The organism is Microbulbifer sp. SE14 (assembly GCF_059834885.1).
On record NZ_JCBAJA010000020.1, the window covers coordinates 24,540 to 48,465 of the forward strand.

Sequence of the window (23,926 nt, forward strand, 5' to 3'; positions counted from 1 at the left end):
TTTCTCTGGGCTCCGGCCTACGCCGGAGTGACGAATCGTAAATAATTCAGCACAGGCCCGCCCTGGCCGCCCGCGCCGCATGCAGCTTCTTGTAACTCTCGATTAGCCGCAGGTGCTTATCCAGCCCTTCCAGCTGCATATTGGTCGGCGTCAGCCCGTGGAAACGCACGCTGCCATCCACCGAACCGACCACCGCATCCATGACCTCCTCGCCAAACATCCTCCGCAGGTTGGCAATGTAATCGCCCAGCTCCAGCCCGTCGTCGAGGACAATTTCCAGCACCGCATTCACCGCCTGGTAGAAGAGGCCGCGCTCGACGGTGTTGTCGTTGTACTGCAGGAAGGTCTCCACCAGCTCCAGCGCCTCCTCGTGGCGCTGCAGCGCCAGGTAGATCAGCAGCTTCAGTTCCAGCACCGTCAGCTGCCCCCACACGGTGTTCTCATCGAACTCGACGCCGATCAGGGTGATGATGGTCTCGTAGTTGTCGATCTGGCTCTCCTCCAGGCGCTCCACCAGGTCTTCCAGTTGCTCATCGTCCAGGGAGTGCAGGTTGAGGATATCCTCACGGTAGTCCAGGGCCTTGTTGGTGTTGTCCCAGATCAGGTCCTCGACCGGGTAGACCTCGGAGTAACCCGGCACCAGGATGCGGCAGGCCGGTGCGCCCAGGTCCTCGTAGGTGGCCAGGTACACCTCCTTGCCCATCTCCTCGAGAATCCTGAACAGGTCGCTGGCCTCTTCCCGGTTCGTCTCGGTGTGATCGCCGGTGAAATCCCACTCGCAGAATTCGTAATCGGACCTGGCACTGAAGAAACGCCAGGACACCACGCCGGTGGAATCGATAAAGTGCTCGACGAAGTTGTTGGGCTCAGTCACCGCCTGGCTGTTGAAGGTGGGCGGCGGCACGTCGTTCAGGCCCTCGAAGCTGCGGCCCTGCAGCAGTTCGGTGAGGCTGCGCTCCAGTGCCACGGGGAAGCTCGGATGGGCGCCGAAGGAGGCGAAGACACCGCCGGTGCGCGGGTTCATCAGCGTCACGCACATCACCGGGAAGCGGCCGCCCAGGGACGCGTCCTTGACCAGGATCGGGAAGCCCTGCTTTTCCAGCGCCTCGACGCCCTCGAGGATATCGGGGTACTTTTCCAGCACCGCGCGGGGCACGTCCGGCAGCGCGATTTCCCCCTCGATGATCTCCCTCTTCACCGCCCGCTCGAAGATCTCCGACAGGCACTGCACCTGCGCCTCGGCCAGGGTATTGCCGGCGCTCATGCCGTTGCTGAGGAACAGGTTCTCGATCAGGTTGGAGGGGAAATACACCGTCTTGCCGTCGGACTGGCGCACAAACGGCAGGGCGCAGATGCCGCGGTCGGCGCGGCCGGAGTTGGTGTCGATCAGGTTGGAGGCCCGCAGCTCGCCATCCGGGTCGTAGATGGGCAGCGTGTACTCATCCAGGATGCCCGCAGGCAGCGCGTCGTCCGGCCCCGGCGCAAACCACTTTTCATTCGGGTAATGGACGAAGTCGCTGTGGGCTATCTCCTCGCCGAAGTACTGGTCGTTGTAGAAGAAGTTGCAGTTCAGCCGCTCGATAAACTCGCCCAGCGCCGAACACAGGGCGGCCTCCTTGGTGGCGCCCTTGCCGTTGGTAAAGCACATGGGCGAAGCCGCATCGCGGATATGCAGCGACCACACATGGGGCACTATATTGCGCCAGGAGGCGATCTCGATCTTCATGCCGAGATCCGCCAGTATCTTCGTCATATTGGCGATGGTCTGCTCCAGCGGCAGGTCCTTGCCCTCGATAAAGGTGCGGTGCTCGGCGTCCGGCTGCACCATCAATAGCGCCTGGGCGTCCTCGGCCAGGTTCTCCACCGTCTCTATCTGGAACTCGGGGCCCGTCTGCACCACCTTCTTGACCGTGCAGCGGTCGATCGAGCGCAGAATGCCCTGCCGGTCCTTCTCGGAGATATCCTCCGGCAGCTCCACCTGGATCTTGAAGATCTGGTTATAGCGGTTTTCCGGATCGACAATATTGTTCTGCGACAGGCGGATATTGTGGGTCGGAATATCCCGCGCCTTGCAGTAAACGCGAACAAAATAGGCCGCGCAGAGCGCAGAGGACGCCAGGAAGTAGTCGAACGGACTCGGCGCCGAACCGTCGCCCTTGTAGCGGATCGGCTGATCGGTGATGACCGTGAAGTCGTCAAACCTGGCTTCGAGGCGCAGGTTATCGAGAAAATTGACGTTGATTTCCATTGCGGGACTGTCTCGCTAGTGCGGGGCTGAAGGCTGCGGCGGCCTAGAACTGAGGGCCGGCATTATCCCGATTTTCCCCCCCAGCCACCACACCCTCCCCTTGTAGGAGCGGCCGTTGGCCGCGATCCCAACCCGACGCCACCACAACCGCCATTACCAGGCACGAACCCCCGGACCACCCCTACCCGCCCGATCCGCCCCCGTCACCCCAAGCCCCCTGCAACAAAACCATCCTCTCAAACGCCCCCAACATCCCCAAAAAATCCCCCTCCGGCTCCAACGCCCCCATAGCCGCCACAATACTCTCCAACGTCGACAGACTATTGGGCAGAGAAGACCGCCGAACCCGATAATTCGACCGCAACTCCCCCTCAAAACTAACCCGAGGCAACCGCTGCAACACCGGATGCAGATGCAACATCTTCTTGGACTTCCGCCAGCTGGCATCAATCACCACCAACTGCTCCAGCGCCCGGGCCTGCGCAGTGCCCGCCTCCACCCGCTCCACCACCGGCAGCCACTCCAGCGACGGATAGAGCAAAGCCGAACACGGCGCCAGCAACCGCGCCAACTCCCCCTCGGACAGACTCTCCGCCACCACCAGCTCACTGTTATCCAGGCACAGCTGCGCCATGCGCCCGGTGTTGAATGGGTGCTTCTGTTCCAGGGGGTGCTGTATGATCAGCACCTTGATCCGGTTGGCAATATGGACCAGTGCGCTGCAGTAACAGACCTTCAGCGGACGTTGGCAGGTTGGGCAGATTTGACGCGGCATAGATGACTGAAAATCAGGATTCCCCGGCTCACTCTTTTTCGGCGCAGTGGCTCTCTGAAGCAGAGATACCCCTGGCCAACAAATTTTACCGCATGCATAAATTCCGCGGCAAAGCGCGGCGCAATGATCCCTGTATGGTAGTCAGGGACGCGCAGAACCAGATTATTGCCTGCGGTTGCCTGAGGCAGTTAACGGAATGTCAGTTGCTGGCGGGGGTGGCCGTGGCGGAAGAGTACCGCGGTCAGGGCGTTGCTCGATTGCTGCTGAATAACATGACGGAGGCTTTTGACGAGCGAACCTTTACCTTTCCCTACCGGCACCTAGTGCGGTTTTACCAATCTGAGGGGTTTGTAGAGGTAGATCCGGACGATCAGCCGTCGGCAATCATTGACCGATTTCACACCTACCATCGTCAGGGGCGGGATATTGCAATTATGCGCTATCATTCATAGCAGCAATTAAGCTGTGGACGTTAGTAGCGCGGCACCGTAACCTCATGTGGACAACTATATTTTTGCAGCTATTACACCTGCACTCTCAGTATCATGCACCAACTCTTTTAGCGCCCTCCTATTGAGCTCCAATCTTTATCTAATCGAAGTGCCAATTAGTTAGCAGATTTGGGACTTAAACCTCTAGCAGAGAAAATCCTGTATCTAAAAATTAACTTAATCGGAACCCCTCTTGACAATACCAATCACTTTCAACTAACGCTTGGTAAAAAGCTGTTTGCCAGGAGTTCTTGTATTTTTGATATTCGGCTTGTCCCTGCACGTTAAGATGCGACCTTACTGCCTCAGCCCCACCATTATTAAAGTAAATAGGTAATACGCCCCGCAACGTGGCAATTTGATCAGCGGCCTGAATGGAGTATCTCTTGCGTAAGTTATTTTTTTTGAAATGGTTTTCTATTCTTCTGTTAGTTACTTGATCCCATTCTTCTGGCGCTTTGACAAAAAACTTAACTAGAGGTGGGTTGCTTTGTTCTACTTCAGCAAAAACCCATTGTTCCTCACTAATCGCTTGATAGTCGTAGTAGGGGTGAAGTATTTGATCCTCTTCTATCTCAGCAACGTCAGCGCTCTTTCCTCCATTACAGTAGGGACAAGAAGGAACAAGATTAAAAGGAAGGACTGTTAATAAAGGATATTTCGCCTTTGGCAGATAATGATCAAGTTGCGTAGCATCACAATAACCACAAAAAGGACATTTTCCATGAGGAGCTCTATTCATAAGCTCATCATAAATTGTCCGACGAGGAATTTCTTTTTTTACTAAATACTGGCTATATAACTTACTGAATTGTTCCTTGGTTAAACTACCAAGATATATCGCTTCTTTTGGCCGATTATCCGCAGCAACCTCGTACAGGCATCCCCGGATCGCATGATCATCATATTGGTTAGCTGCATTTATGATCGCACTGGAAATACTGTAGAATTTAGATCGCGTCGCTTGATCTGATATCTCCTGAACACATTTAGTATATACATTGTTTATTACAAACCCATCCTCTGATGGTTTCGGGATGGTACGCATTTTAATTTTCCTCTCTAGAAGAAATCAGAGAGTGGAGCAATGCCTTACCTTCAAAACCTATTTGGTTATTGTAGTCATTTAAAATTTCGTCAAACGATTTACCTTCTTCAACACTTCTAGTTAACTCTGCGTAAAATCCCGAACGAAATACTTCTAAACCAAACACTTCCCGCGTGAGTATGCCAACATTTTCACCAAACGTTTCTAGCTCCGGTCTGTCACTTTTAAGATCTAGTCTACTCCTTCTAATTTTCCACACACAGTTGCGAGGGACTTCTTGAAGTATTACGGGAGAATGTGTAGCGATGATAGCTATTCCGTTTCTATTTAGGAGCAAATATGAAATGGCCCTAGTAAATGCTGCAAGTAGTGGAGGATGCAAATGACTTTCTGGCTCGTCTAGAAAGATTAATGTTTTTTCATCCACTTTATCTACGAGCTTTGTAATCGTCAGCAACACTATCGCATGACCTGAACTCAACTTCGTATCAAACAAATGTTTACATCTAGCTATAAGTTCGCTTTTTTGCTGTTCATTCTGTGGGTCAAGGTTTAAGTTATCCCATAAGTTCATATCTGAAAAATTTTTATCAGACTCTAATTTTTCGATAGCTGCCAGCCATCGTTTCTTTTTTGCACTTAAAGAAAAACAGGAAATAATGCATTCAATGAAATCGTTACATAACTCATGATTGTCTTTATGGCTAATTTCAACGATGCCATTATCATTTGTCTTCAATTTTTTCAGACCAATGTATGTATACATCAACCCTTGGTTAACATTGTCTTGATCTAAAGGTGGAACAAAAACATCGAAAGCACTAAAAGAAACTGAAATAACTCTTGAAAAAAAAGCATCTGGATCTATTTGTTTACTTTGCAATAAAAAACTATTTTTATGGAAAAAAGCTCCTGAACTTTCGTAATTTTTTTTAACTAGCGAGTTAACCATGTTATTTAACAAAGTAGTCTTTCCAATACCATTGCGACCTATTAAAACATGTATATTTGTAGGCGGCTTGCTATCTGGAATTATATCAAAATCAAGATTTATTCCCGAATAATCACTTGATGCGCTTTTTTGGTAGCGGAAATAAAATGGAGTCAGCATTGCTTCCCCATTTAGTACTCGCTGATACTGGCCAAATATAGCATCGGAATTAATGCCACGGGTTAGTGATATATTAAATACATCTTCATCTTTTGCTGACTCAAGTAACTCTGAATTATAAATAACATCTTTTATGAGAACCAAGAATGATGTGCGAATATGCTCAGGAAGCTCAGAATATATTGCAGAGTAATAGTCAACGTCTTGACCAAGAGAAAAATACCCTTCGTCTAACCCTGCAAATAAATGCTCCGGCAATTGTGCTTGTGTCCACCCGCTATCTTGGCCAATAAACCCAATCTTTACATCCCCTAATTCGTACTTATCGCCATGTTCATCGAATACTGCAACATGAAATAATGTTTTATGGCCGTAGTCATCCCAATTGTTGACTTTCAAATAAACAACGCTTTGCCCAGTATTGGGCATGGCAGATCCATAGGGAATTTTTTGAAAATTTAGCGACATGCATCTTCCCAATTCAAGACCAGAGTTCTTTGGCTTATCAGGCAAAGATAATCATCCACATCAAATATCGACAAAAAATATCTCAATATAACTACCCATTAATGCAAGCTGCTAGGATTTTTCAGAATATTAGTATTAATAAGCGACATTTTGAGTTTTGTAAACAACTTTAAAAATTTAAACTTTAGCGAAACTTACTCATCGCGTTACTTAGTGAATATGTACCAAAACCTTACCCCCAACGCAAATCATTTATTCTCCATCACAATTGTCATGTAAGCTTGCAGCTCTAAATTAATCATAAAAGGCCGAGTATAATGCTCTATCAGGGTAAAGCTTTGAAAAGAACTGAGGTGGCTGAAAATTTTTTTCGTACACTCTCATAGTTTCCAAGCAAATACTTCTTTCCAAAGGTCTAACATTTCGCAAACCGATTGCTGAAACCAGCTCCTTGCCTTCTGTATACCTATCAAACTCTCTTTCTGATATACATATATTACCTCTATATTTATTCCAAATTTCTTGGGGCGGCAAGCATTCAATAAAATCAATCTCTACTGAAAGGTTAACCTTACCAACAGGAAGAGTTGTATAAACCCATAATCGAGAACCCAGAGGTAAATTTATATTTCTTGTTCTAAGCTCAACCGTCTTAGCCCCAGACAGTATATTATCTACATGCTTTGGCTTAATAGAAATTATTGCATCATTCATTGAAAGCTTCTCCAATTAAAATTTTTAACTTGTCTGAAATTATCTCTTCCGGAGAAACTAGATTTGCACCGCTAATCAAACCGAGTTGTTTAGCCTTCTTAAAAGGAACTCTTTTATCAAACTCCAAAAAGTTATCAAATGTAAAAACATGAACTCTACCTAACTTATCTGCAATACCCACCAATTCGTCGCGTGATAAAACTCCCTGCCTGCCCAACTTGATAGCCGCCTCGTCAATGTTAATTACTTCTGAGAAAGTAATACGAGCAAAACCAATGATTTCTTGAATACTTTTATCACCAGAAACGTAGAAAGCGACAATGCCTCCCTTTTTAAACAAGGACGCTTTGCTTTTCGCTCGAAAATATGCCTTCTCAAGCAAAAGCACTTTATCATGCGTTGATAATAATGATAATTGATTTTTCAAGTTTCCTATTAGTCCACTTGCATAATTTTCTCTAATTGGAACAATTACGCAACTTCTGTCAGAGTTAAGTATGAATCTCGGTGAAATTATTGTTTCAAATTCGAACCATGAAAAAACTTTAGATGCGCCCTCAGAATCGGCAAAGCACACTCCCGTGTGTATAAGTTCTTTTTTTGAGGGAAGTTTATCCGGAATGGAAAATTTACAAAGTGAATTAACGCTGGAGGAAAATTTCGGCCAGTTTTTATTGTCCAGAAACAAATTGCAGATAATTTTCACAAAGTGATCCCCTAACTTAAAGAAACCTTTTTTTCGTAAAGTTTCTTCTGTCAGATCTTGACCTTTGCCGACATATAGATCGAGTCTATATATGTATCCACACTTGTATCTTAACGCTGTTTCCAGAAAATGATCGATTACAGCCGTTGCTTTGGGACTACTCTCATCAACATATAAACAAGCCATTGCGACGGCAGTCGCCTTAGTAGGCTTTTGGAAAAAATATACCCCAAAAACACCACTACTTAATTTTGCCTCATATACTATTCGATTATTTTGTACCGGTGATGTTGAGAACAGCTTTTCACGGATTACATTTGGTATCGAAAAACTCTCTAGGAAATTTCTAATCTCCTGAGTACTTGAAGTGGAATTCAATAGAAAATCTGTATTTAGAGGCGTAGAAATATCCAACATATCTCCATCGTCAAAAATCAATTCATCAGGAGATATTATAGCTACGTCGTACGTACTTTTAATTTTGTCGCAAGCTCTTAACAACGCCTTTTCACGCGTAATGAAACCTCTGACACCAGATACAATACAGTAGGCCAGATGCATTAGATCAGACTCATCATTTCTTGAAGACTTCCTATTTAAGTCCCGATCTGGAAATACTATTTTTCTTAATGACTCAGAGATACCTGATACCCCGTCCCTAGCTTTTATTTCAGGAAAAGTTTTAGCCAGTCTAAGAACAGGATCGTCATCGTAATTTTTAGCTTGATATTCCAGCTCTTTTCTAAATTCAGGTGTAACACAAATTGAAAAACTTCCCTCAAATCCAACCTGAATAATTTTGGCAACTTTTTCGTAGCCAGGCCTAGCTTTAGTTATGTCAAGCAATAAATTCAAGTCCAACGCATAAAATGGTCGATCCAAAACAGGTCTGCTGGGGATTATTTCATTCGTATCTTTAGTGACTCGACCAAACAGATCATTATCTTTCAGAGAATAACCCCTGATATTTATTATTCGTTTTTTTGTTTCCCCACCATTGACTTGCCTGTATACAGAAAACCCCATTTTTTCCCAAAAGTTGTTGGCAGGCAAATCAGCAGCTACCCGAGCAGAAATCGTATGATACCCATTCTCTCGCGCATGAATTTTTAATGCATCGATTAATTTCTTTCCAACCCCGTCTCCTTTTGTAGTTCTACAAGAATAAACTTGGAAAATTTTAAGGGTCGGCATTGTACCGCCAAATAATAAATATCCCTTCAACTCATTTGAACTATTCAACGCAACCCAAAGCTGTCCTTTTGACGCCATTTGCTCATATGCAGAGGATGCTAAAAATCCAAATGCATTTTTATTCTGATCGGCAACAGAGGATACTTGCTTAACATAAGTACAAACTTTGTCAAATTTTTTTAGAATAACGTAATCCATTACGACTCCACTCAACGTGTAAATTGATTATTGTTTTGTATTGTTCCTGCAGGCAGAACTTTCTAACCTACATTATTGGTTTAGTGACTGGTCATTAAATTGATGCATCAGCTCCTCCAATGTAGATATCGGTAAGGCTCCATTCGCCAACACCACATCGTAGAACTCGCCAGATCAAACTTATCTCCAAGCTCCCTCTCGGCCTGCTCCCACAACTCCCGATCTTGATCTCCCTCATCTTGGAAGACAGAACCAGCCCAGGCCAGGAGATATGACGGTCCACCTCGGCGCCCACATTGGCTGTCCGCAGAGGAGGCTAACTAATGAATGCCCCCATTAGTAACCATGTAGTTACGCAGCCCAACCTTCAGATAAAACCTCCGCCTGCTTCAGCACCAGCTCCACCGCCTCCTCTTGTCGATCCGGCGGATACTTGTACTTCTTCAGTATCCGCTTCACCAGCAGTCGCAATTTCGCCCGCACAGATTCCCGCACCTGCCAATCTACCGTTGTGCTGTTCCGCAGCCGCAAGGTGAGTTCCACAGCGATGGTACGCAGTACTTCCTCTCCAAGGTCTCGCACTGAGGCTTCATTGGCCTCCAACGCCTCATAGAAGGCCAGTTCGTCATCGCTCAGGCGCAATTGCTCGCCGCGGTTGGCGGCCGCCTTGAATTCCTTGGCCATGGCGATCAGTTCCTCGATCACCTGGGCTGTCTGGATGGAGCGGTTCCGGTATTTCACCAGGGTGTCCTTGAGGCGGTCGGAGTATTTCTTGGCCTGTACTATGTTCTTGGCGCTGCGGGTCCTGATCTCGTCCGCCAGCAGGCGCTCGAGGATCTCCACCGCCAGGTTGCGGTGCTTCATCGCCGCCACCTCCGTCATGAACTCCTCGGAGAGGATGGAGATGTTCGGCTTGTCTAGTCCCACCGCCTCGAAGATATCCACCACCCGGTCGGAGACTATGGCGTTGCTCAGCACTTGGCGCATACGCGCCTGCTTCTCGGCGTCGGTGAGTTTCTTGTCGGACTGGCCGCGCTTGATCAGCGCCGCGCGCACCGCCTGCAGGAAGGCGATTTCTTCCTTGTGAGCCGCCGCTTCGTCCAGGGTTCCGCAGAGGGCGTAGGCCTTGCTGATGGCCAGTACCGTGTCGCAGTAGCGGACCTTGCCGTCCTCGAGCCCGAGTACGAAATCCAGCACCGGGGCCATCAGTTGCAGAGGCCGGCTGGCGAAGTCCGCGTAGTCGCAGCCGTGCAGCAACGCCCGCACCACCTCCAACTTCTCCAACAGCAGTGCCAGTGCCTCGTGGGCGTCGACGGTGGGTTTGCCGCGGCCGTGGCTGGCGGTGTAGGTCTTGAGCGCCTCCTTCAGTTCGGTGGCGATGCCGATATAGTCCACCACCAGGCCGCCGGGCTTGTCGCCAAAGACGCGGTTTACCCGCGCTATGGCCTGCATCAGGTTGTGGCCCTTCATAGGCTTGTCGATATACAGCGTATGCAGGCAGGGGGCGTCAAAGCCGGTCAGCCACATATCGCGCACGATCACCAGTTGCAGGGGATCGTCCGGGTCCTTCACGCGCTCCTCGAAGCGCTTGAGGGTCTCTTTGCTGTAGAGATGCGGCTGGAAATCGGCCGGGTCGGCGGCGGAGCCGGACATCACCACTTTTATCGCGCCCTTTTCCGGGTCGCTGTCGTGCCATTCCGGGTGGATGCTGGTGATCGCGTTGTACATGTCCACGCAGATGGCGCGGCTCATACAGACAATCATGCCCTTGCCCGGCATCGCTCCCTGCCGGTTGGCGAAGTGCTTTACCAGATCCTTGGTCACCTGCTCAATGCGGGGCTCGGCGCCCACCACCGCCGCCAGCGCCGCCCAGCGGCCCTTGAAGCGCTCGCCTACCTCTTCCTCGTCCAGCTCGGTGATTTCGTCCACCTCGGCGTCGATCTTCGGCAGTTCTTCCTCGCGCAGCTGGATCTTGGCCAGGCGGGATTCATAGAAGATCGGCACCGTGGCGCCGTCCTTGACCGCCTGTTCCACGTCGTACACATGGATGTAGTCGCCGAACACCGCGCGGGTGTTCTTGTCCTCCAGCTCGATGGGCGTGCCGGTAAAGCCGACGAAGGCGGCGTTGGGCAGGGCGTCGCGCAGGTGCTTGGCGTAGCCGTACTGGTACTTGCCGGATTCGGTCAGCCGCGCTTTGAGGCCGTACTGGCTGCGGTGGGCTTCGTCGCTGATCACCAGCACATTGTCGCGCTCGCTCAGCGCCGGGTGCTGCTGCTCGCCGTCCAGCAAGGCAAACTTCTGGATCGTGGTAAAGATGATGCCGCCGGAGGCCCGCTCCGACAGCAGCCGGCGCAGTTCGTCGCGGCTGTCTGCCTGGACCGGCAACTGGCGCAGCAGCTGCCGCGCCTGGCTGAATGTCTTGAACAGCTGGCCGTCCAGGTCGTTGCGGTCGGTGACGATCACCAGGGTCGGGTTGCCCAGCTCCGGACTGCCGGCCAGCTTGGCGGCGAAGCAGCACATGGAGATGCTCTTGCCGGAACCCTGGGTATGCCACACGACACCGCCGCGGTTGCTGCCGGCCTTATGCGCCTCGATGGCTGTGCAGGTGGCCGCGCGCACGGCGAAGAACTGATGGTAGCCTGCGATCTTCTTGATCACCCTGCCGCGGTCTTCCTCGAAGATCACGAAGTGGCGCAGGTAGTCCAGCCAGTGCTCGCGGGTAAAGAGGCCGCGCACCAGCACTTCCAGTTCCAGCTTGCCGGTATCCTCGTCCCGCGCACCGCTGATACTGCGCCAGGGCAGGTAGCGTTCCTGATTGGCAGTGAGGGAACCCAGCCGCGCTTCCTGGCCGTCGGAGATCACCAGCGCCACATTGGGCGCGAAGAGGTCCGGGATCTGTTCCTTGTAGGTGCTGACCTGGTTGTAGGCGGCCCAGATATCCGTCTTCTCGTCGGCGGGGTTCTTGAGCTCGATGACCGCGAGCGGCAGGCCGTTGACGAACAGCACCATATCCGGCCGCCGCTTGCGGCTGCCCACCACGGTGAACTGGCGCACCACCAGCCAGTCGTTGTTCTCGGGATGATCGAAGTCCAGCAGGCGCACGAACACGCCTTCGGTCACTTCCTTGCCGACCACGTCCACGTTGACGCCGTCCACCAGCAGCCTGTGGAAGTCGCGGTTGGCCTGGGCCAGCACCGGTGCCTCGCAATTGGTGACGACGTGGAAGGCCTCTTCCCGAGCCACTTGCGGCAGGTAGCGGTTCAGGCGTTCGATGGCGGACTTCAGGCGCGGACGCAGGATTACCTGCTGCCAGTCGTCGCGCTCGGCGCCGCCGCTGTCCGGGGCTATGGCCTCGCCGGAGATCACCTGGTAGCCGAGGTCTTCGAACCAGATTTGGCAGAGGGTTTCGAGCTGGTCTTCTGTAATCATGCTTCGGCCTGACTGCTTTTTCTGCTTATTGCCCGTCCCGGATGCACGGCCGCACCAATTGCGAAAGTGGTCACAAACAATAACGGATTGGGACGGAATTGGCACCTGTTAGACCTTGTGATTTTTGCGCCATTCCGTGTAAGGGGCACCAGTATCCCGGGACGCGCCGCGCTCGAACTGATATCTTCTGGCTGCTGCGGGGTGTCAGGAGCTGAGCGGTATTGGAGCGCCTCGAGGACTTGGGATGATTCGGGGATGCCGAGGAAGGAGTAGAGGCAGTTATGGGACGGCGCGGTTGCCGCCCCTTGGCTCAATCTTTTTTCTTCTTTGAGTCGCCTTTATGAACCTTGAGGGCTTTACGGCGTTCCTCCGGGGTGTGCTCATCCAGCTCATCCAGCTCATCCGGGAAGGCTTCGGCGTCTGACTTGCGGATGGTCTCAGGGCCGCCCGAAAGTACGCCGCGCTCGTCGAAGTCAGTGGGACCCTGCTTGGCCATCTCGTCGGCTGTGGGCTGCAACTTCTTCCGCAGCCACTCCCTGAACTCTTCGGTCCCCGGTTCCGGGCGCTTGTCGTTCATGCCAAGTCCTTATAACAGAAGTCGCCACGGGCATCGTAAGAGAAGCCGGGCAGGCGATTTAAGTAGTGGTCGCGGACCTTCTCGTTAATGGGGTTCATTATCCGCACTTGGGTGGCACCTATCGCCTGGGCATAAGCCTCTGCGGACAAGGCTGTAAGCCTGGAGATCATACCGCTGAGTGGTGTGTTCTCCGGGCTGGCTTCTATGAAATCCAACCGCAGACGGCTACCGCCCCATGTGGGCCGGCCGAGAGAAAGACCGCACAGGAACATATTCCGGTACCAGACGGATAACTCAAAGCGCTTCGGGAAGGCCCACGCGTAGTCGGCGGACCCTTCCGACCAGCTCCACCAAGCCCGGCGGAAGGGGGAGGACTCCCAGCTCTTAACCTTGACCCTTGAACGGAAATCTATCCCGGCCAACTGGACGGACTTCTTCACGTTGATTACGTGTCCCCGGTTGTTGGCCATAAGCTCGGGGAAGGCGGAAAGCGCGGCGATACGTGAGTCCTCCCTGAGAACATCGTACTTATCTTCAGCCTTCCGGTGGGTAGCCGCTTTCAGCTTCATAGCCCCAAGTCCCTTTGTCTGATTTTTCGCCATTACAGCAAAGCGGGCTTTGGTAGTAAATAAGCAAGAAGACGAAACGAGCGCCACCTTTCGGATACGTGAATTCGATCATTAGCGACCCTGAATCCAGCAAGGCCACATACCCATGGTCAGAACAGGAGATAAATTGTAGTAATTCAAGCCTCTCCCATCTTCCCGTCATCAATCTCCGCAAGAAACGACTTGCAAGAATAGCCGGCAAAGCCGCTTTGCTCTCCTTCACGCAGCAAAGTACGAAGTGCTTCAAGCTTGGACTTGGCACCTTCAGACAATCGCTGGCCCAGCTCGGAGAACATTTTTTCGTGGAGAGGGGAGCAGTTTGCGTTTTTGTCAATCTGATGCAGTAGCTGAGCTCGGCAGGGGTGAGTTACTCGTCCCTGTCCCATTCCGCTTCATAACCGTTGCTGACGAAGTACCCGTTCAGGGAATGGAATATGTACTCGGCCCAGGCCTCGAACCCCTCCCGCTCCAGGACCGGCACACCCTTGCCGCCGTCATCGGTCATGACATCGAGCATCTTCCAGTAAAAGTCGGATAAGATTTCTGCCTCACGACTGTCTTTTACGCCGCGGTTTTCGAGGATAGCCCTGGCTTTCTCATCGCCCATTTTATCGGCGTAGCGGAGGAGAATGGCTTCTTCTTCCGGGTATTTGTATTCGATCATTAGCGACTCTGAATTGCGCTATATCCCATTCCCCCTGGCTGCAAACTCATTCGCCAGGCTTGCGGGCGTCAGGCGGGCTCCTGCTGACGCAGAAGCTCCCTGAGCCCGGGAACTTCCGGGCTGAAGGCTTTTTCCATGCGCGCGACCATTTCGCACAACCATTCGGCAATCAGCGGCCAGTTATCCGGATTGTAGCCATCCACTGGCGCTTCGATTTTTACGCGGCTGGATTTGCGATTATCCAGTCTTTCCCACTCCAGGGGTCCACCGAAACGCTGCTCCACCTCCCTTCTTCTGCAAGAGAGCATCAAAAATTGCTTTGTTTTCTTCTCGCTCGCTGCGGGATATGGCGAACTCCACTCGCATAAAATCCTTGCAGAACAGTACCGCATAGCGCACGCCGCTAAGGCCAGTGGCCGCGTTGAGCCAGTGATCCGTTGTGGCACTCACCCGGTCGTAGAGGTTGCAACTGCTGACCTGAACGGTTTCCAGAAACAGCTGCCAGAATTCCTTGCGATACTTCTTGACGCCCGCCTTAGCCAAAAAACCTGACTAACTTAGAATCGAGACATACTCGCCAATCACTTTTAAATCTATTGCTTGGTCTTCTGTCAATGTAATGTCCTTATACCCAAGAGCGCTGGTTTTTGGCCTCAATATAATCTTGGAATGGTTCCATCCATCATCCCCGGTATTTGTCTTCTCGCTATGATACACCTTCACTGTGTAATGTCCTCCCTGCTCAACATCCTGAATATCTCGATGTTGTACGAGTACAATCTTTCCTTCGCGAGAGCCACCAGGGCTGGCTCTAAAAAGGCACCATGAACCATTTGGGATGCGCCTGTTCATGGACTCGCCCAATACCTGCGCAACAAAATAACCATCTGCTATACGAATATGTTCCGGCAACTCAACCCAGTCAAAATCGCCTGCTGTCTGGTATTCACTGAAACTACCTGCGGCTATTTTGAGGTCATATACAGGGACAGAATTGATATACGGCTTTGCTTCCTGTGCTGGTAAGATACGGAGATTTAAACCAGGGTATTTTTCTTCCAGCGTTATTTGGCGAACTTGACAGACCTGATCGATTAACCTTGAAAAGTATTCGTTGGTCTCTTGGTCTGTACAAAATAGATAGCAGCCCTTTTGCCCGCGCGTCATCAGCGTTCGATATGTATTCTTAATAATGGCATCGGTAATTCTGGCTGCCTCCTCTGGCTTTTCCTTTAACAGTTTTTTGTAGCCCCTGATTGTTTTATCTCGACTATCCCGTTTTCCTGCATCGCTAATAACCTTGCCGTTGCGCACCACTAGATCAGGGCCGATAATCACACCGATATAATCTACCTCTAGACCCTGACAAGTATGAATACAACCAATTTCTCTCACTGATTCTGGGGAGATAATCCAGAGACTACCATCGGTCGACAGGTTCCATTGCGCTTCAAACCCATATTCCGGTATTTGGATATCCATTGCGGATTTATCTTTCTTGCTCGCCCACTTCCAGCAATACCCGGCAACTAGTCTAGCCTTATTATTGACGGCGTTTTTCTGAAATATTTCCTCACGCAATTTAACAGGTGAGTTAAACACCTTAAAATCGTAATCGATATCTTCGAGTGTTGTATTTGCCGTATCCCGTATCTGCAAAGTTGAATCAAGCCATGCAAGGTATCCATCAGAACCATTACAACGAAACTGGGACTTTAGCTCCATGTGGTGAATAGTCGCGCCCAGCTTACTTGACCAAGTTTCAATTTCCTCCAGGGAGCCAATGTCGTTTAAGGTTACACGCTGGTTTTCATCAAGAAAGAAAATTGCAAGTTTAGATGCATTAATAATCTCCTTGATCTGGTGTTCACCTTGATTGCCGTACAGACCTGACTTTTCATTTAATCGGTGAGCTTCATCAACAATCAGGGCGTCAAAAAAACTGGATTCAGTATCAATATAGGAACCAGATCCTTTGAACATATTATTGATTTTTGTTTTTGTCAGTGTGCCGGTCAATTTTGCAGCAAACACTGCACGCGGCGCTGCATTCTTGGAAACATACTGTGTGTTCATTTCTCGCTTGGTAAGCTCAACCAACAAATTGATGGCTACCACGGATTTTCCTGTGCCCGGCCCGCCCTCCACAATCAAAACCTGTTTTTTATTTTTTTGCGCCTTATGCGCCAAATCGATAGCTGCTTCATAAACCAGCTTCTGATCATCGATCATCAGGAATTCCTGATTGCCGCTTAACATAGAAGTAAGACTATCAGCCAACCCTTTGGAGGGTTTAATTCTGCCGTGCTCGATACGATACATGATGTTATCGCTATCGCCGTATTTGACATACTTCTTAAGAAATTCAGCGAGTTTTTTGGCATCTGAGGAAATGAAAATAGGTGCCTTGCTGGTGTGCGCAGTATAAAACGGGTCATTAATCGCAGAATCGGAAATCAGGTTATGCAGATAAGCGCAGGGCATTAACTTTATATCTTCTTGTCGAACGGTTTCATTGTAATCCTCTATCAGAGCCGCATAAGTCCATGCCTGATAGGAAGGGTGATTAGTTTCCCTTTCACCACCGGCCAAAAACGTTTTTACTATACCATCCTTGCTTGTTTTTTTTAATTCACTCCATTGTTTTAGCTCGATGATAATGGCAGTCTCGCGCTTTTCCTCATCCTTTCCTGTCAGAATAAAATCGATGCGTTTGCTGGTTAGAGGCAATACGTATTCAATCGAAACACCAGAGTCCTGCGGAATATCGGGGTCAATCAGAATCTTGAACATGTATTGCATGGAATTCTTCCATGAAAGTACTTCACTTTTAGATGGGCGCTTGAATAACTTCCTTTCAAATTCTGATAGGATGATATTTTCTATAGCGTTCGCACTGACATCCTCAATAAACTTCTTTTTGTTTCCACTGTATACCAACATGATTAATATTCCGTGTATTTCTTTGAGCTGCCTTTTACTTTATCCGCAGGGTACTTTATTTCATTTATAATAATTTTACTTTTAGCCGCTCCCAATAAATCAATACTCAACCTATCTGCTAACCTGAGCAAGTAAAGAAAAACATCCGCCACCTCCTCTTCAACTGCCTTGCGCTGCTCCTGTGTCAGATTTTTTGACTGTTCTTCCGTGAGCCACTGAAACAATTCCAGTAACTCACCAACTTCGCCTGCCAAAGCCATGGACAGGTTTTTGGGAGAATGAAATTGATCCCAGTCTCGGGCTTGGGCAAACTGACGGAGCTTTATTTTGATGTCGTCTAGATCATTCATTGCTTATCTCCACTTTAGAGTTCGGCTTTTTCATTAGCTGCCAATGCCAAAGCAAAGCAGTCATTGCGACTCGGCCGCCGGTAGCGTGAAATGAGCTCTATCGCATAAGTCATTGTGTCCGGGCTGAGTTCGCTGATGTGTAGGCCATGTTCGAGAAGATGTTGGTGCTCTTCTTCCAGCTCTTCGTAAAATAGGATATCCGGGATGGAGAATTGGTAGGGCAGCTGGAACATCAACTCAATCAGCTGCCCTTCTTCGAGGTCGATTAGGATATTCGCGTCACTGATCAGCAGCTGCATCGGTAACACCCAGCTTTCGCTCCTTGTGAAAGCTCGCCAGCGACATACCGATTAACTCCGCCGCTTTAGCCTCTCCGATATACCCCTCTCCCAGCGCCCGGTAAACCAATTGCTTGAACAGGTTGGTTTCCTCCGGCGGGTACGGAGCCCCGGGCTCTTCGGTCCGCCACCCCCGCCGGTTGAACGCCATGTAATACCGCTTTTGCAGGCTCTCGGGAATCACCCCGCATTGGCCCACACGTACCAGTATCGCCATCATGCTCATACCGAACTCATGTTTGAGCATCAACAGCTCACGGGGCTCAATGGCGCTGCGGCGCTCGCCCAAATGCTCCAGTAGGGCCTGCTTGGGCAGCAGAAAGGCGCCGGCAAAGTGATTACACGCCTTCTCTTCGTCCATATCGCTGCCGAGGCGGCCATTGAGCACCAGGTGACCCAGCTCGTGGGCGAGGGTAAAGCGCTGGCGATCCCCCGGCTGGTGTGTGGAAATCACAATCACAGGCGTGCTTCCAGTGGCGCCCGCCAGGCCATCAAACTTTTGGTTGACCTCGACATCCGTGGAAATAACCATGATGCCCTTGGACTCCAGGGTATCGATCATTTCGGGGATAGGATTCAGCCCCAATGCCCAGGCCGAACGCATCAGGGTCGCAATCTCCTCGATCTGCTCGGGTGAAGTGACCTTGCGCGGCAATTCTTCGGGAAGGCTAAATGAGGCGACCGGCTTGACCGAGTCCGGATAGAGATCCAGCAGCTCCGCCCACCGCTCGGCCTGATCCATAACGTCGCCATCAATCCGATCCAACAGCTTCTTAGGTGTGCTGGCATGTTTGCGATATTCGACGCCCTGTAAGTCGACCTTGAGCGGGCGAAAGAAGTACTCGGTGCGCACGCCCAGCGCCTTCGCCAGTTTCAGCAGGTTGCCCGAAGTGGGCATAGCCTCCCCATGCTCGTACTTCTTGATGGCATTGGCGGAGATTCCCACTTCGGCGGCCAGCGCACTCATGGATAGCCCCGCCGCTTTACGGGCGCGTACTAAGCGTTCAGCAAACACGTCCACCTCCAAACGAGACTATCGGTTGATACAGGTTTATAAATTTATCAATTTAATGAAAATTATAAACCTGATATCCACAGGTGTCGAGGTGGTTATCAAGCATCAATGGGGCAACTTTTCCGCCAAGGTCGGGCGCTTGCAACCGCCGGATTATCTGGGTCGATCTAAATGACCAATAGGTCAGGAGGATCGGCGTTGCCAATCTATGTAGAGTGAGGTCTTTTCAATTTGGAACGCAGTGCGTGCTGAATTGAGCGTAAATTTTATGCTCGCCGAGCATATATTTGCTCGACGAGCGCATATTCCGGGCGAAGCAGCTCAGGCGCGTTCATAAACCGCGCCCTTCTGCTCGCCAAGCTCACGGTGAGCCGGTGGGCGGACTGCATTACGAAGAACCGGAAGGCTGCAATTTGACCAGGTTGTTCAATACACCTTCCAATCCACCGTAAACGGATATCTTGTCGATACGCGCAGTCACCCGTTCCAGCGCTTCGAGCTCTTTCAATCGCATCAGAACCGGGTTGTTTTCCATCATCTTGGCGGTGTTATGCAGTGATCGCATCGCCTGGGTTTCCTCCCGGCGCTTGATCAGGTTGGCTTCGGATTCCTTTTGAGCTTCCACCACCTGATTGAGGATCTGCTTCATATCACCCGGCAGGATGATGTCTTTCACTCCAACGGTCACGATTTCGATGCCGTACTGGGCCAGCTTTTCGCGCACGTCCCGGGCGATGCCGAGGTTTAGGCTGTCTTTGTCTTCCAGCAGCGCGTCGAGGCTCTGTGTACCCACTGCCTCGCGCAGGCGCAGTTGGAGTTCCCGGTAGATGAACTCGGCATAGTTTCCCAGCTTCAATGCGGCCTTTTCGGGGTCCAGCACCTTGTAGCTGGCGCTCAGGTTGATGCGCAGGCTGACCCTGTCTTTGGTCAGGATTTCCTGGCCGCTGACTTCCACGGTCTGCAACCTGAGATCCACCAGCTGTACGCCGATGGAGCGGTTGCATTTCCAGAAGCCGTAGCTGCCGGGGCGCAGTTGCTGTTCCAGCTTGCCGTTGACGGTCAACAGGCCCAGGTGTTCGTCCGGTACCTCGACATAGTGGATCGCGGATATCGCTGTTGCGCTTTTACCCACTTTCGAGCCCCGGCCGAGCAAACTGACCAGCTTTTCGTCCAGGGTGTAATGCTCGCTGATGTCGATGATGTCGACGCGGACCTTCTCTACGCCTTTCCACACGGGCAGGAAGGTGCCCGGATTCAGGACATCCACCAGGTGTCCGTCGCGGTAGAGCAGGCCGACTTCGGTATCGCTCAACTCGTAGGATTCCAAATACGGAGTCAGCTTTTCGGCGTGTGTGTTGAGCAGAAATTTTGCGTTAGTGCGCTCGAACAGCACCTTGCTGATATCGTGGACCTCGACTCGGGTCTCGCCGGCCAGTCGCAGTATGCGATGGCGGCCCGGCTCGAGGACGCGGATAAAGCGGTTCCTGCGAAACAGGAATGCGCGTTCGTTGTCCGCTATATCTATACATTTCCAAATAATCATTGTACTTCTCCTTCTTAACTCCTCTCTCCTGCCTGCTTGCGCGGCAAGGACCCCCTCTCCCTAACCCTCTCCCCCAAGGGGGAGAGGGGACTGTTGCGGTGAGTTGCCATTCTCCTTCCTCGGGTTATTTATGTTGCTTCTGTGACAATCAAAGGTGAGGCTCACCCGGAAGCACGGAGGGCGACGGTTTGAACGGTGCTGGTCGCGCGGTCATTGGCGGAACCGGCCATTGTCAGAGGGAGCGGTTACAAGCCTGCCCCTCGTCTGCTGGCGAGTTCGGCTTAACCGAACGACGTGCAACGTTGCCCACCGCCGGCGTCTGTGCTTCCGGCGCTTCGAAACACCGAAGTGCTGTCTCCCCGGGAGGAAACAGCCCAACGGCACCTCTAAGCCATGGGCCTCTGACAGACGTCAAAAAGGGCCTAAACCCTGTGGGGACTCGAACCCCAGGCTTTCGCCTTTTCCAGATAGGTCGTGTGAAAGACGACTTACTTTGACAGGAGTCGAACCTGTGACCGGCCGATGGGTATCGGCTGCTCTACCCTACTGAGCTACAAAGTGGTGTTCAGGTGATTTTCCGGTAGGTACACGAGGGGCCAGAGGCCCTTGTGCCAGGCTGGCTTACGGAACCAGCTCCGCGAACCGGATAGTTTCCCTAAACTCTTTTACGGAAACCTCTAATAACTCGTTTCTTGTCACCCTCGCGAAGGTTGGGGTCCAGTGGCCACCTGTGGCCACGGGGCTTCTGGATTCCCGCCTTCGCGGGAATGACGATTTCTAGAGGTCCCTTACAATCACCTGCTTCCGGCAAATGATCTGTATTCTTACGTCGGCACATCCCCTGTGCGATCGATCATCCTTAATGCTTGCTAAAAGCCCCTACCCCGCTTGTGGGGGCGAGGGCTTCGATCGGCATCCCCTCTCCCCCAAGGAGGAGAGGGGACTGTTGGGGTGGATAGTTACGCTCCAAACGAGATCGCTTTCCTTTTTAAGCGCCACTTCAATGCCGGCGAGCTGGCGGATCACATCGATATTGGTCTTCAGGTGCAGGCTGGGTTCCAGGGTGGTGAATTGTCCTCCCTTGCCCAGCACCATCGGCAGCAGTATCTGGTCGGCCAAGTGCTCACCGACGGGCACGCCGGCTTCCAGGTACCGCTTTATCGCCCTGGCGGCACGTCCGGCGACCCGCTCCGCGCTGAGCTGCTTTTCACCCACTACTTCGACAACTTCGGTGATCTGCTCCGAGAAGAGCCGCAGCGACACGATGTTTCCCGGTCCGGCGGATTCCACTGTGCGCTGGTGAAGCGCCTCCTCCGGCCAGTGACATTTTTTGCGGATCTGCTTCAGTTCCCGCTCGGCGATATGCCCGGGTATCTGCGCAGACGTCACCACGGCTTCCGTGCCGAGAAGCGCACCGCGGCTGGTCAGGGCCAGGGGTTTCAGCTCCTGCACAGGGTGAATGCGCGCCCGCCACTGGCCACCGCCTGCCGGGTAGAAGCCATAGCGCTCCAGTTCGATTTCTGCCCGATAGCCCAACTGCGCCATCACCGGCAGAAAGGATTGCTCGATAAAGTCGAAACTGGGGGCATGGCCGTTGTGGGTACCGCCCTCCAGGCAGACTTCGCTGACGCCGTCGGACAGCAGCAGCGGCAGCAGGATCGTCTGGAACACGAGGCTGGTGCTGCCGGCGGAGCCTATGGCGAAGCGGTATTCGCCAGGCTGGACCCTGCCCGGCTTGAACATCACCTCGGTGGAGCCCAGCTCGTCGCCGGAGAACTCCGCGCCGCAGATGGCCTGGCCGGCGCGCAGGCACGCGAGGTGCTGGCGCAGCAGGCCCGGCTTGCTGCGGCCGGCGCGGATGTTTTTGATACGCACCGGTTTCTGCAGGCACATGGACAGCGTGAGCGATGTGCGGAAAATCTGTCCGCCGCCTTCTCCTTGTGATCCGTCGATGACCAACATCTTCCCGTCCCTTTTATCCTGTAATTGCTTAGCCCTCTTTCTGCTTCCGCGGCAGAGGAAAAATGCATGGGCCTCGATTGGCTCCCCCTCTCCCTAACCCTCTCCCCGAAAGGGGAGAGGGGACTGTTCGGGGGAGTAGTTACCCTTTTACGCAGACCACCTGCTTCAGGGTGTAGACGATTTCCACCAGGTCTTTCTGGGCCGCCATCACCTTTTCGATGGGTTTGTAGGCGGCCGGGGTTTCGTCGATTACGCCTTCGTCTTTTCGGCATTCCACATCGGCGGTCGCCTGCAGGTGCTCCTCCAGTGAGACCAGCTTCTTCGCCTTGGTGCGCGACATGACCCGTCCGGCGCCGTGGCTGCAGCTGCAGAAGCTTTCCGCATTGCCGAGCCCGCGGACGATAAAGGAGCGCGCGCCCATGCTGCCCGGGATGATGCCCATTTCCCCCTCGCGGGCACGCACCGCGCCCTTGCGGGTTATCAGCACGTCCTTGCCGTAGTGGTGCTCGCGGGACACATAGTTGTGGTGGCAGTTCACCGCCTCCATGCGCGCGTCGAAGTCCCTTCCCAGTGCGTCTTTCACGGCCTGGATCACGCGGGCCATCATCACTTCGCGGTTGATGCGCGCGAAGTTCTGCGCCCACTCCACCGCCTCGACGTACTGGTCGAAGTGCTCGGTACCTTCCGGGAGGTAGGCCAGATCGGAATCCGGCAGGTGTATATGCCAGCGCTCCATATCCCTTTTGGCCATCTCGATAAAATGTGTACCGATCCGGTTGCCCACACCGCGAGAGCCGCTGTGCAGCATCAGCCAGACGCTGCCGTGTTCGTCCAGGCACATCTCGATAAAGTGGTTGCCCGTTCCCAGGGTACCCAGGTGGTTGATGTTGTTGGTGTTCTTCAGCAGCGGGTGCTTTTCCTGCAGCACATCAAACTGCGCCGCCAGAGGCGCCCAGGCGTTCATCACATCGTCCGGCACATTGCTCCAGGCGCCCTTGTCACGACCGCCCCGGCGCCCCGCCGAGCGGCCGTGGGGTACCGCGCGCTCAATGGCCGAGCGCACTGCCGCCAGGTTGTCCGGCAGTTGCGATGCCTTGAGGCTGGTGCGCACCGCCATCATTCCACAGCCGATATCCACGCCGACGGCGGCCGGTATCACGGCGCCCAGCGTGGGTACCACGCTGCCGATGGTGGCGCCCTTGCCCAGGTGGACGTCGGGCATCGCGGCCACCCACTGGTGGATAAACGGCATGCGCGAGATGTTCTTCAGCTGCTCTTTGGCCTCAGCTTCGAAAGGCACCCCGACAGTCCAGGACTTGATGGGTACGCCGCCGTCCTGCATCACTTCGTACATTTGCTGAGTCATTGTTCTTTCCCTTGTTCAAATTCGCTTGCGGTGTTGTTCGCTTGAAACTTGTCCCCTGTATTGCCAGGAAGGTGCCAACTTTGCACAAGGTGCCGAAGAAATTTTTAAGTCTTTGATTTGAAAGGATTTATTTTTTGTTTTGGCAGATTTGATCGCGGCGTCGGGCACGCTGCGCCAA

General features: G+C 52.2%; 20 protein-coding genes, 1 tRNA gene and 1 pseudogene. 1 reads left to right on the plus strand and 21 read right to left on the minus strand.

What is annotated here, in order from left to right; genetic code table 11:
• Positions 1 to 46 precede the first annotated feature (46 nt).
• Both AC6R19_RS14405 and AC6R19_RS14410 read right to left on the minus strand, forming a co-directional pair.
• Positions 47 to 2,248 carry an OsmC domain/YcaO domain-containing protein gene (locus tag AC6R19_RS14405; protein WP_500580534.1) on the minus strand — a complete coding sequence of 734 codons (2,202 nt, stop codon included), beginning with the start codon at positions 2,246 to 2,248 and terminating at the stop codon, positions 47 to 49.
• A 181-nt stretch (positions 2,249 to 2,429) separates the two neighbouring features.
• On the minus strand, positions 2,430 to 3,023 hold the full coding sequence (locus tag AC6R19_RS14410; protein WP_500580535.1) for a tRNA-uridine aminocarboxypropyltransferase: 594 nt from the start codon (positions 3,021 to 3,023) through the stop codon (positions 2,430 to 2,432).
• Between the two features lie 2 nt (positions 3,024 to 3,025).
• Between AC6R19_RS14410 and AC6R19_RS14415 the strand changes: the two genes are divergently transcribed.
• A complete protein-coding gene (locus AC6R19_RS14415) occupies positions 3,026 to 3,475 on the plus strand; it encodes a GNAT family N-acetyltransferase (protein WP_500580536.1) in 450 nt (149 codons plus the stop codon).
• Positions 3,476 to 3,686: 211 nt separating this feature from the next.
• Here AC6R19_RS14415 and AC6R19_RS14420 read toward each other — a convergent pair whose 3' ends face one another.
• The 19 genes and pseudogenes from AC6R19_RS14420 to AC6R19_RS14510 all read right to left on the minus strand — a co-directional run bounded on the left by AC6R19_RS14420 (position 3,687) and on the right by AC6R19_RS14510 (position 23,748).
• Positions 3,687 to 4,562: an HNH endonuclease gene (locus AC6R19_RS14420; RefSeq protein WP_500580537.1), complete on the minus strand. Its 876-nt coding sequence runs from the start codon at positions 4,560 to 4,562 to the stop codon at positions 3,687 to 3,689.
• 1 nt (position 4,563) lies between these two features.
• Positions 4,564 to 6,141 (minus strand): AAA family ATPase, encoded by a 1,578-nt coding sequence (locus AC6R19_RS14425; RefSeq protein WP_500580538.1) that lies wholly within the window; start codon positions 6,139 to 6,141, stop codon positions 4,564 to 4,566.
• 294 nt (positions 6,142 to 6,435) lie between these two features.
• Positions 6,436 to 6,855: an ASCH domain-containing protein gene (locus tag AC6R19_RS14430; RefSeq protein ID WP_500580539.1), complete on the minus strand. Its 420-nt coding sequence runs from the start codon at positions 6,853 to 6,855 to the stop codon at positions 6,436 to 6,438.
• A complete protein-coding gene (locus AC6R19_RS14435; RefSeq protein WP_500580540.1) occupies positions 6,848 to 8,953 on the minus strand; it encodes a GNAT family N-acetyltransferase in 2,106 nt (701 codons plus the stop codon). Before AC6R19_RS14435 ends, AC6R19_RS14430 begins: the two co-directional genes overlap by 8 nt.
• 351 nt (positions 8,954 to 9,304) lie before the next feature.
• Positions 9,305 to 12,382, minus strand: coding sequence for a type I restriction endonuclease subunit R (locus AC6R19_RS14440; RefSeq protein WP_500580541.1), 3,078 nt, complete (start codon positions 12,380 to 12,382; stop codon positions 9,305 to 9,307).
• Between the two features lie 310 nt (positions 12,383 to 12,692).
• Positions 12,693 to 12,959: a hypothetical protein gene (locus tag AC6R19_RS14445; RefSeq protein WP_500580542.1), complete on the minus strand. Its 267-nt coding sequence runs from the start codon at positions 12,957 to 12,959 to the stop codon at positions 12,693 to 12,695.
• Positions 12,956 to 13,528, minus strand: coding sequence for a hypothetical protein (locus tag AC6R19_RS14450; RefSeq protein ID WP_500580543.1), 573 nt, complete (start codon positions 13,526 to 13,528; stop codon positions 12,956 to 12,958). The genes AC6R19_RS14445 and AC6R19_RS14450 overlap by 4 nt, the downstream gene beginning before the upstream one ends.
• Entirely contained in the window at positions 13,494 to 13,814 is a 321-nt protein-coding gene (locus AC6R19_RS14455) for a hypothetical protein (RefSeq protein WP_500580595.1), read from the minus strand. The genes AC6R19_RS14450 and AC6R19_RS14455 overlap by 35 nt, the downstream gene beginning before the upstream one ends.
• Positions 13,705 to 13,953: a type II toxin-antitoxin system ParD family antitoxin gene (locus tag AC6R19_RS14460; RefSeq protein ID WP_500580544.1), complete on the minus strand. Its 249-nt coding sequence runs from the start codon at positions 13,951 to 13,953 to the stop codon at positions 13,705 to 13,707. Before AC6R19_RS14460 ends, AC6R19_RS14455 begins: the two co-directional genes overlap by 110 nt.
• On the minus strand, positions 13,935 to 14,231 hold the full coding sequence (locus AC6R19_RS14465; protein ID WP_500580545.1) for a hypothetical protein: 297 nt from the start codon (positions 14,229 to 14,231) through the stop codon (positions 13,935 to 13,937). The genes AC6R19_RS14460 and AC6R19_RS14465 overlap by 19 nt, the downstream gene beginning before the upstream one ends.
• A gap of 68 nt (positions 14,232 to 14,299) precedes the next feature.
• Positions 14,300 to 14,774 (minus strand): annotated as a pseudogene (locus AC6R19_RS14470) (DUF4268 domain-containing protein).
• A 9-nt stretch (positions 14,775 to 14,783) separates the two neighbouring features.
• Positions 14,784 to 17,174: a DNA/RNA helicase domain-containing protein gene (locus tag AC6R19_RS14475; RefSeq protein ID WP_500580546.1), complete on the minus strand. Its 2,391-nt coding sequence runs from the start codon at positions 17,172 to 17,174 to the stop codon at positions 14,784 to 14,786.
• 2 nt (positions 17,175 to 17,176) lie between these two features.
• Complete coding sequence (locus AC6R19_RS14480) at positions 17,177 to 17,524, minus strand: nucleotide pyrophosphohydrolase (protein ID WP_500580547.1); 348 nt, start codon at positions 17,522 to 17,524, stop codon at positions 17,177 to 17,179.
• A 14-nt stretch (positions 17,525 to 17,538) separates the two neighbouring features.
• Positions 17,539 to 17,823, minus strand: a complete 285-nt coding sequence (locus AC6R19_RS14485; protein WP_500580548.1) for a PIN domain-containing protein — start codon at positions 17,821 to 17,823, stop codon at positions 17,539 to 17,541.
• Positions 17,804 to 18,877, minus strand: coding sequence for a helix-turn-helix domain-containing protein (locus AC6R19_RS14490; protein ID WP_500580549.1), 1,074 nt, complete (start codon positions 18,875 to 18,877; stop codon positions 17,804 to 17,806). The genes AC6R19_RS14485 and AC6R19_RS14490 overlap by 20 nt, the downstream gene beginning before the upstream one ends.
• A 388-nt stretch (positions 18,878 to 19,265) precedes the next feature.
• A complete protein-coding gene (locus AC6R19_RS14495) occupies positions 19,266 to 20,420 on the minus strand; it encodes a slipin family protein (RefSeq protein WP_500580550.1) in 1,155 nt (384 codons plus the stop codon).
• A gap of 488 nt (positions 20,421 to 20,908) precedes the next feature.
• A tRNA-OTHER gene (locus AC6R19_RS14500) sits at positions 20,909 to 20,981 on the minus strand.
• A 318-nt stretch (positions 20,982 to 21,299) separates the two neighbouring features.
• The gene (rtcA, locus tag AC6R19_RS14505; RefSeq protein WP_500580551.1) at positions 21,300 to 22,382 is read right to left on the minus strand and encodes an RNA 3'-terminal phosphate cyclase; all 1,083 of its coding nucleotides are present in this window, start codon (positions 22,380 to 22,382) and stop codon (positions 21,300 to 21,302) included.
• Positions 22,383 to 22,521: 139 nt separating this feature from the next.
• Positions 22,522 to 23,748: an RtcB family protein gene (locus AC6R19_RS14510; RefSeq protein WP_500580552.1), complete on the minus strand. Its 1,227-nt coding sequence runs from the start codon at positions 23,746 to 23,748 to the stop codon at positions 22,522 to 22,524.
• Between the last annotated feature and the right edge of the window lie 178 nt (positions 23,749 to 23,926).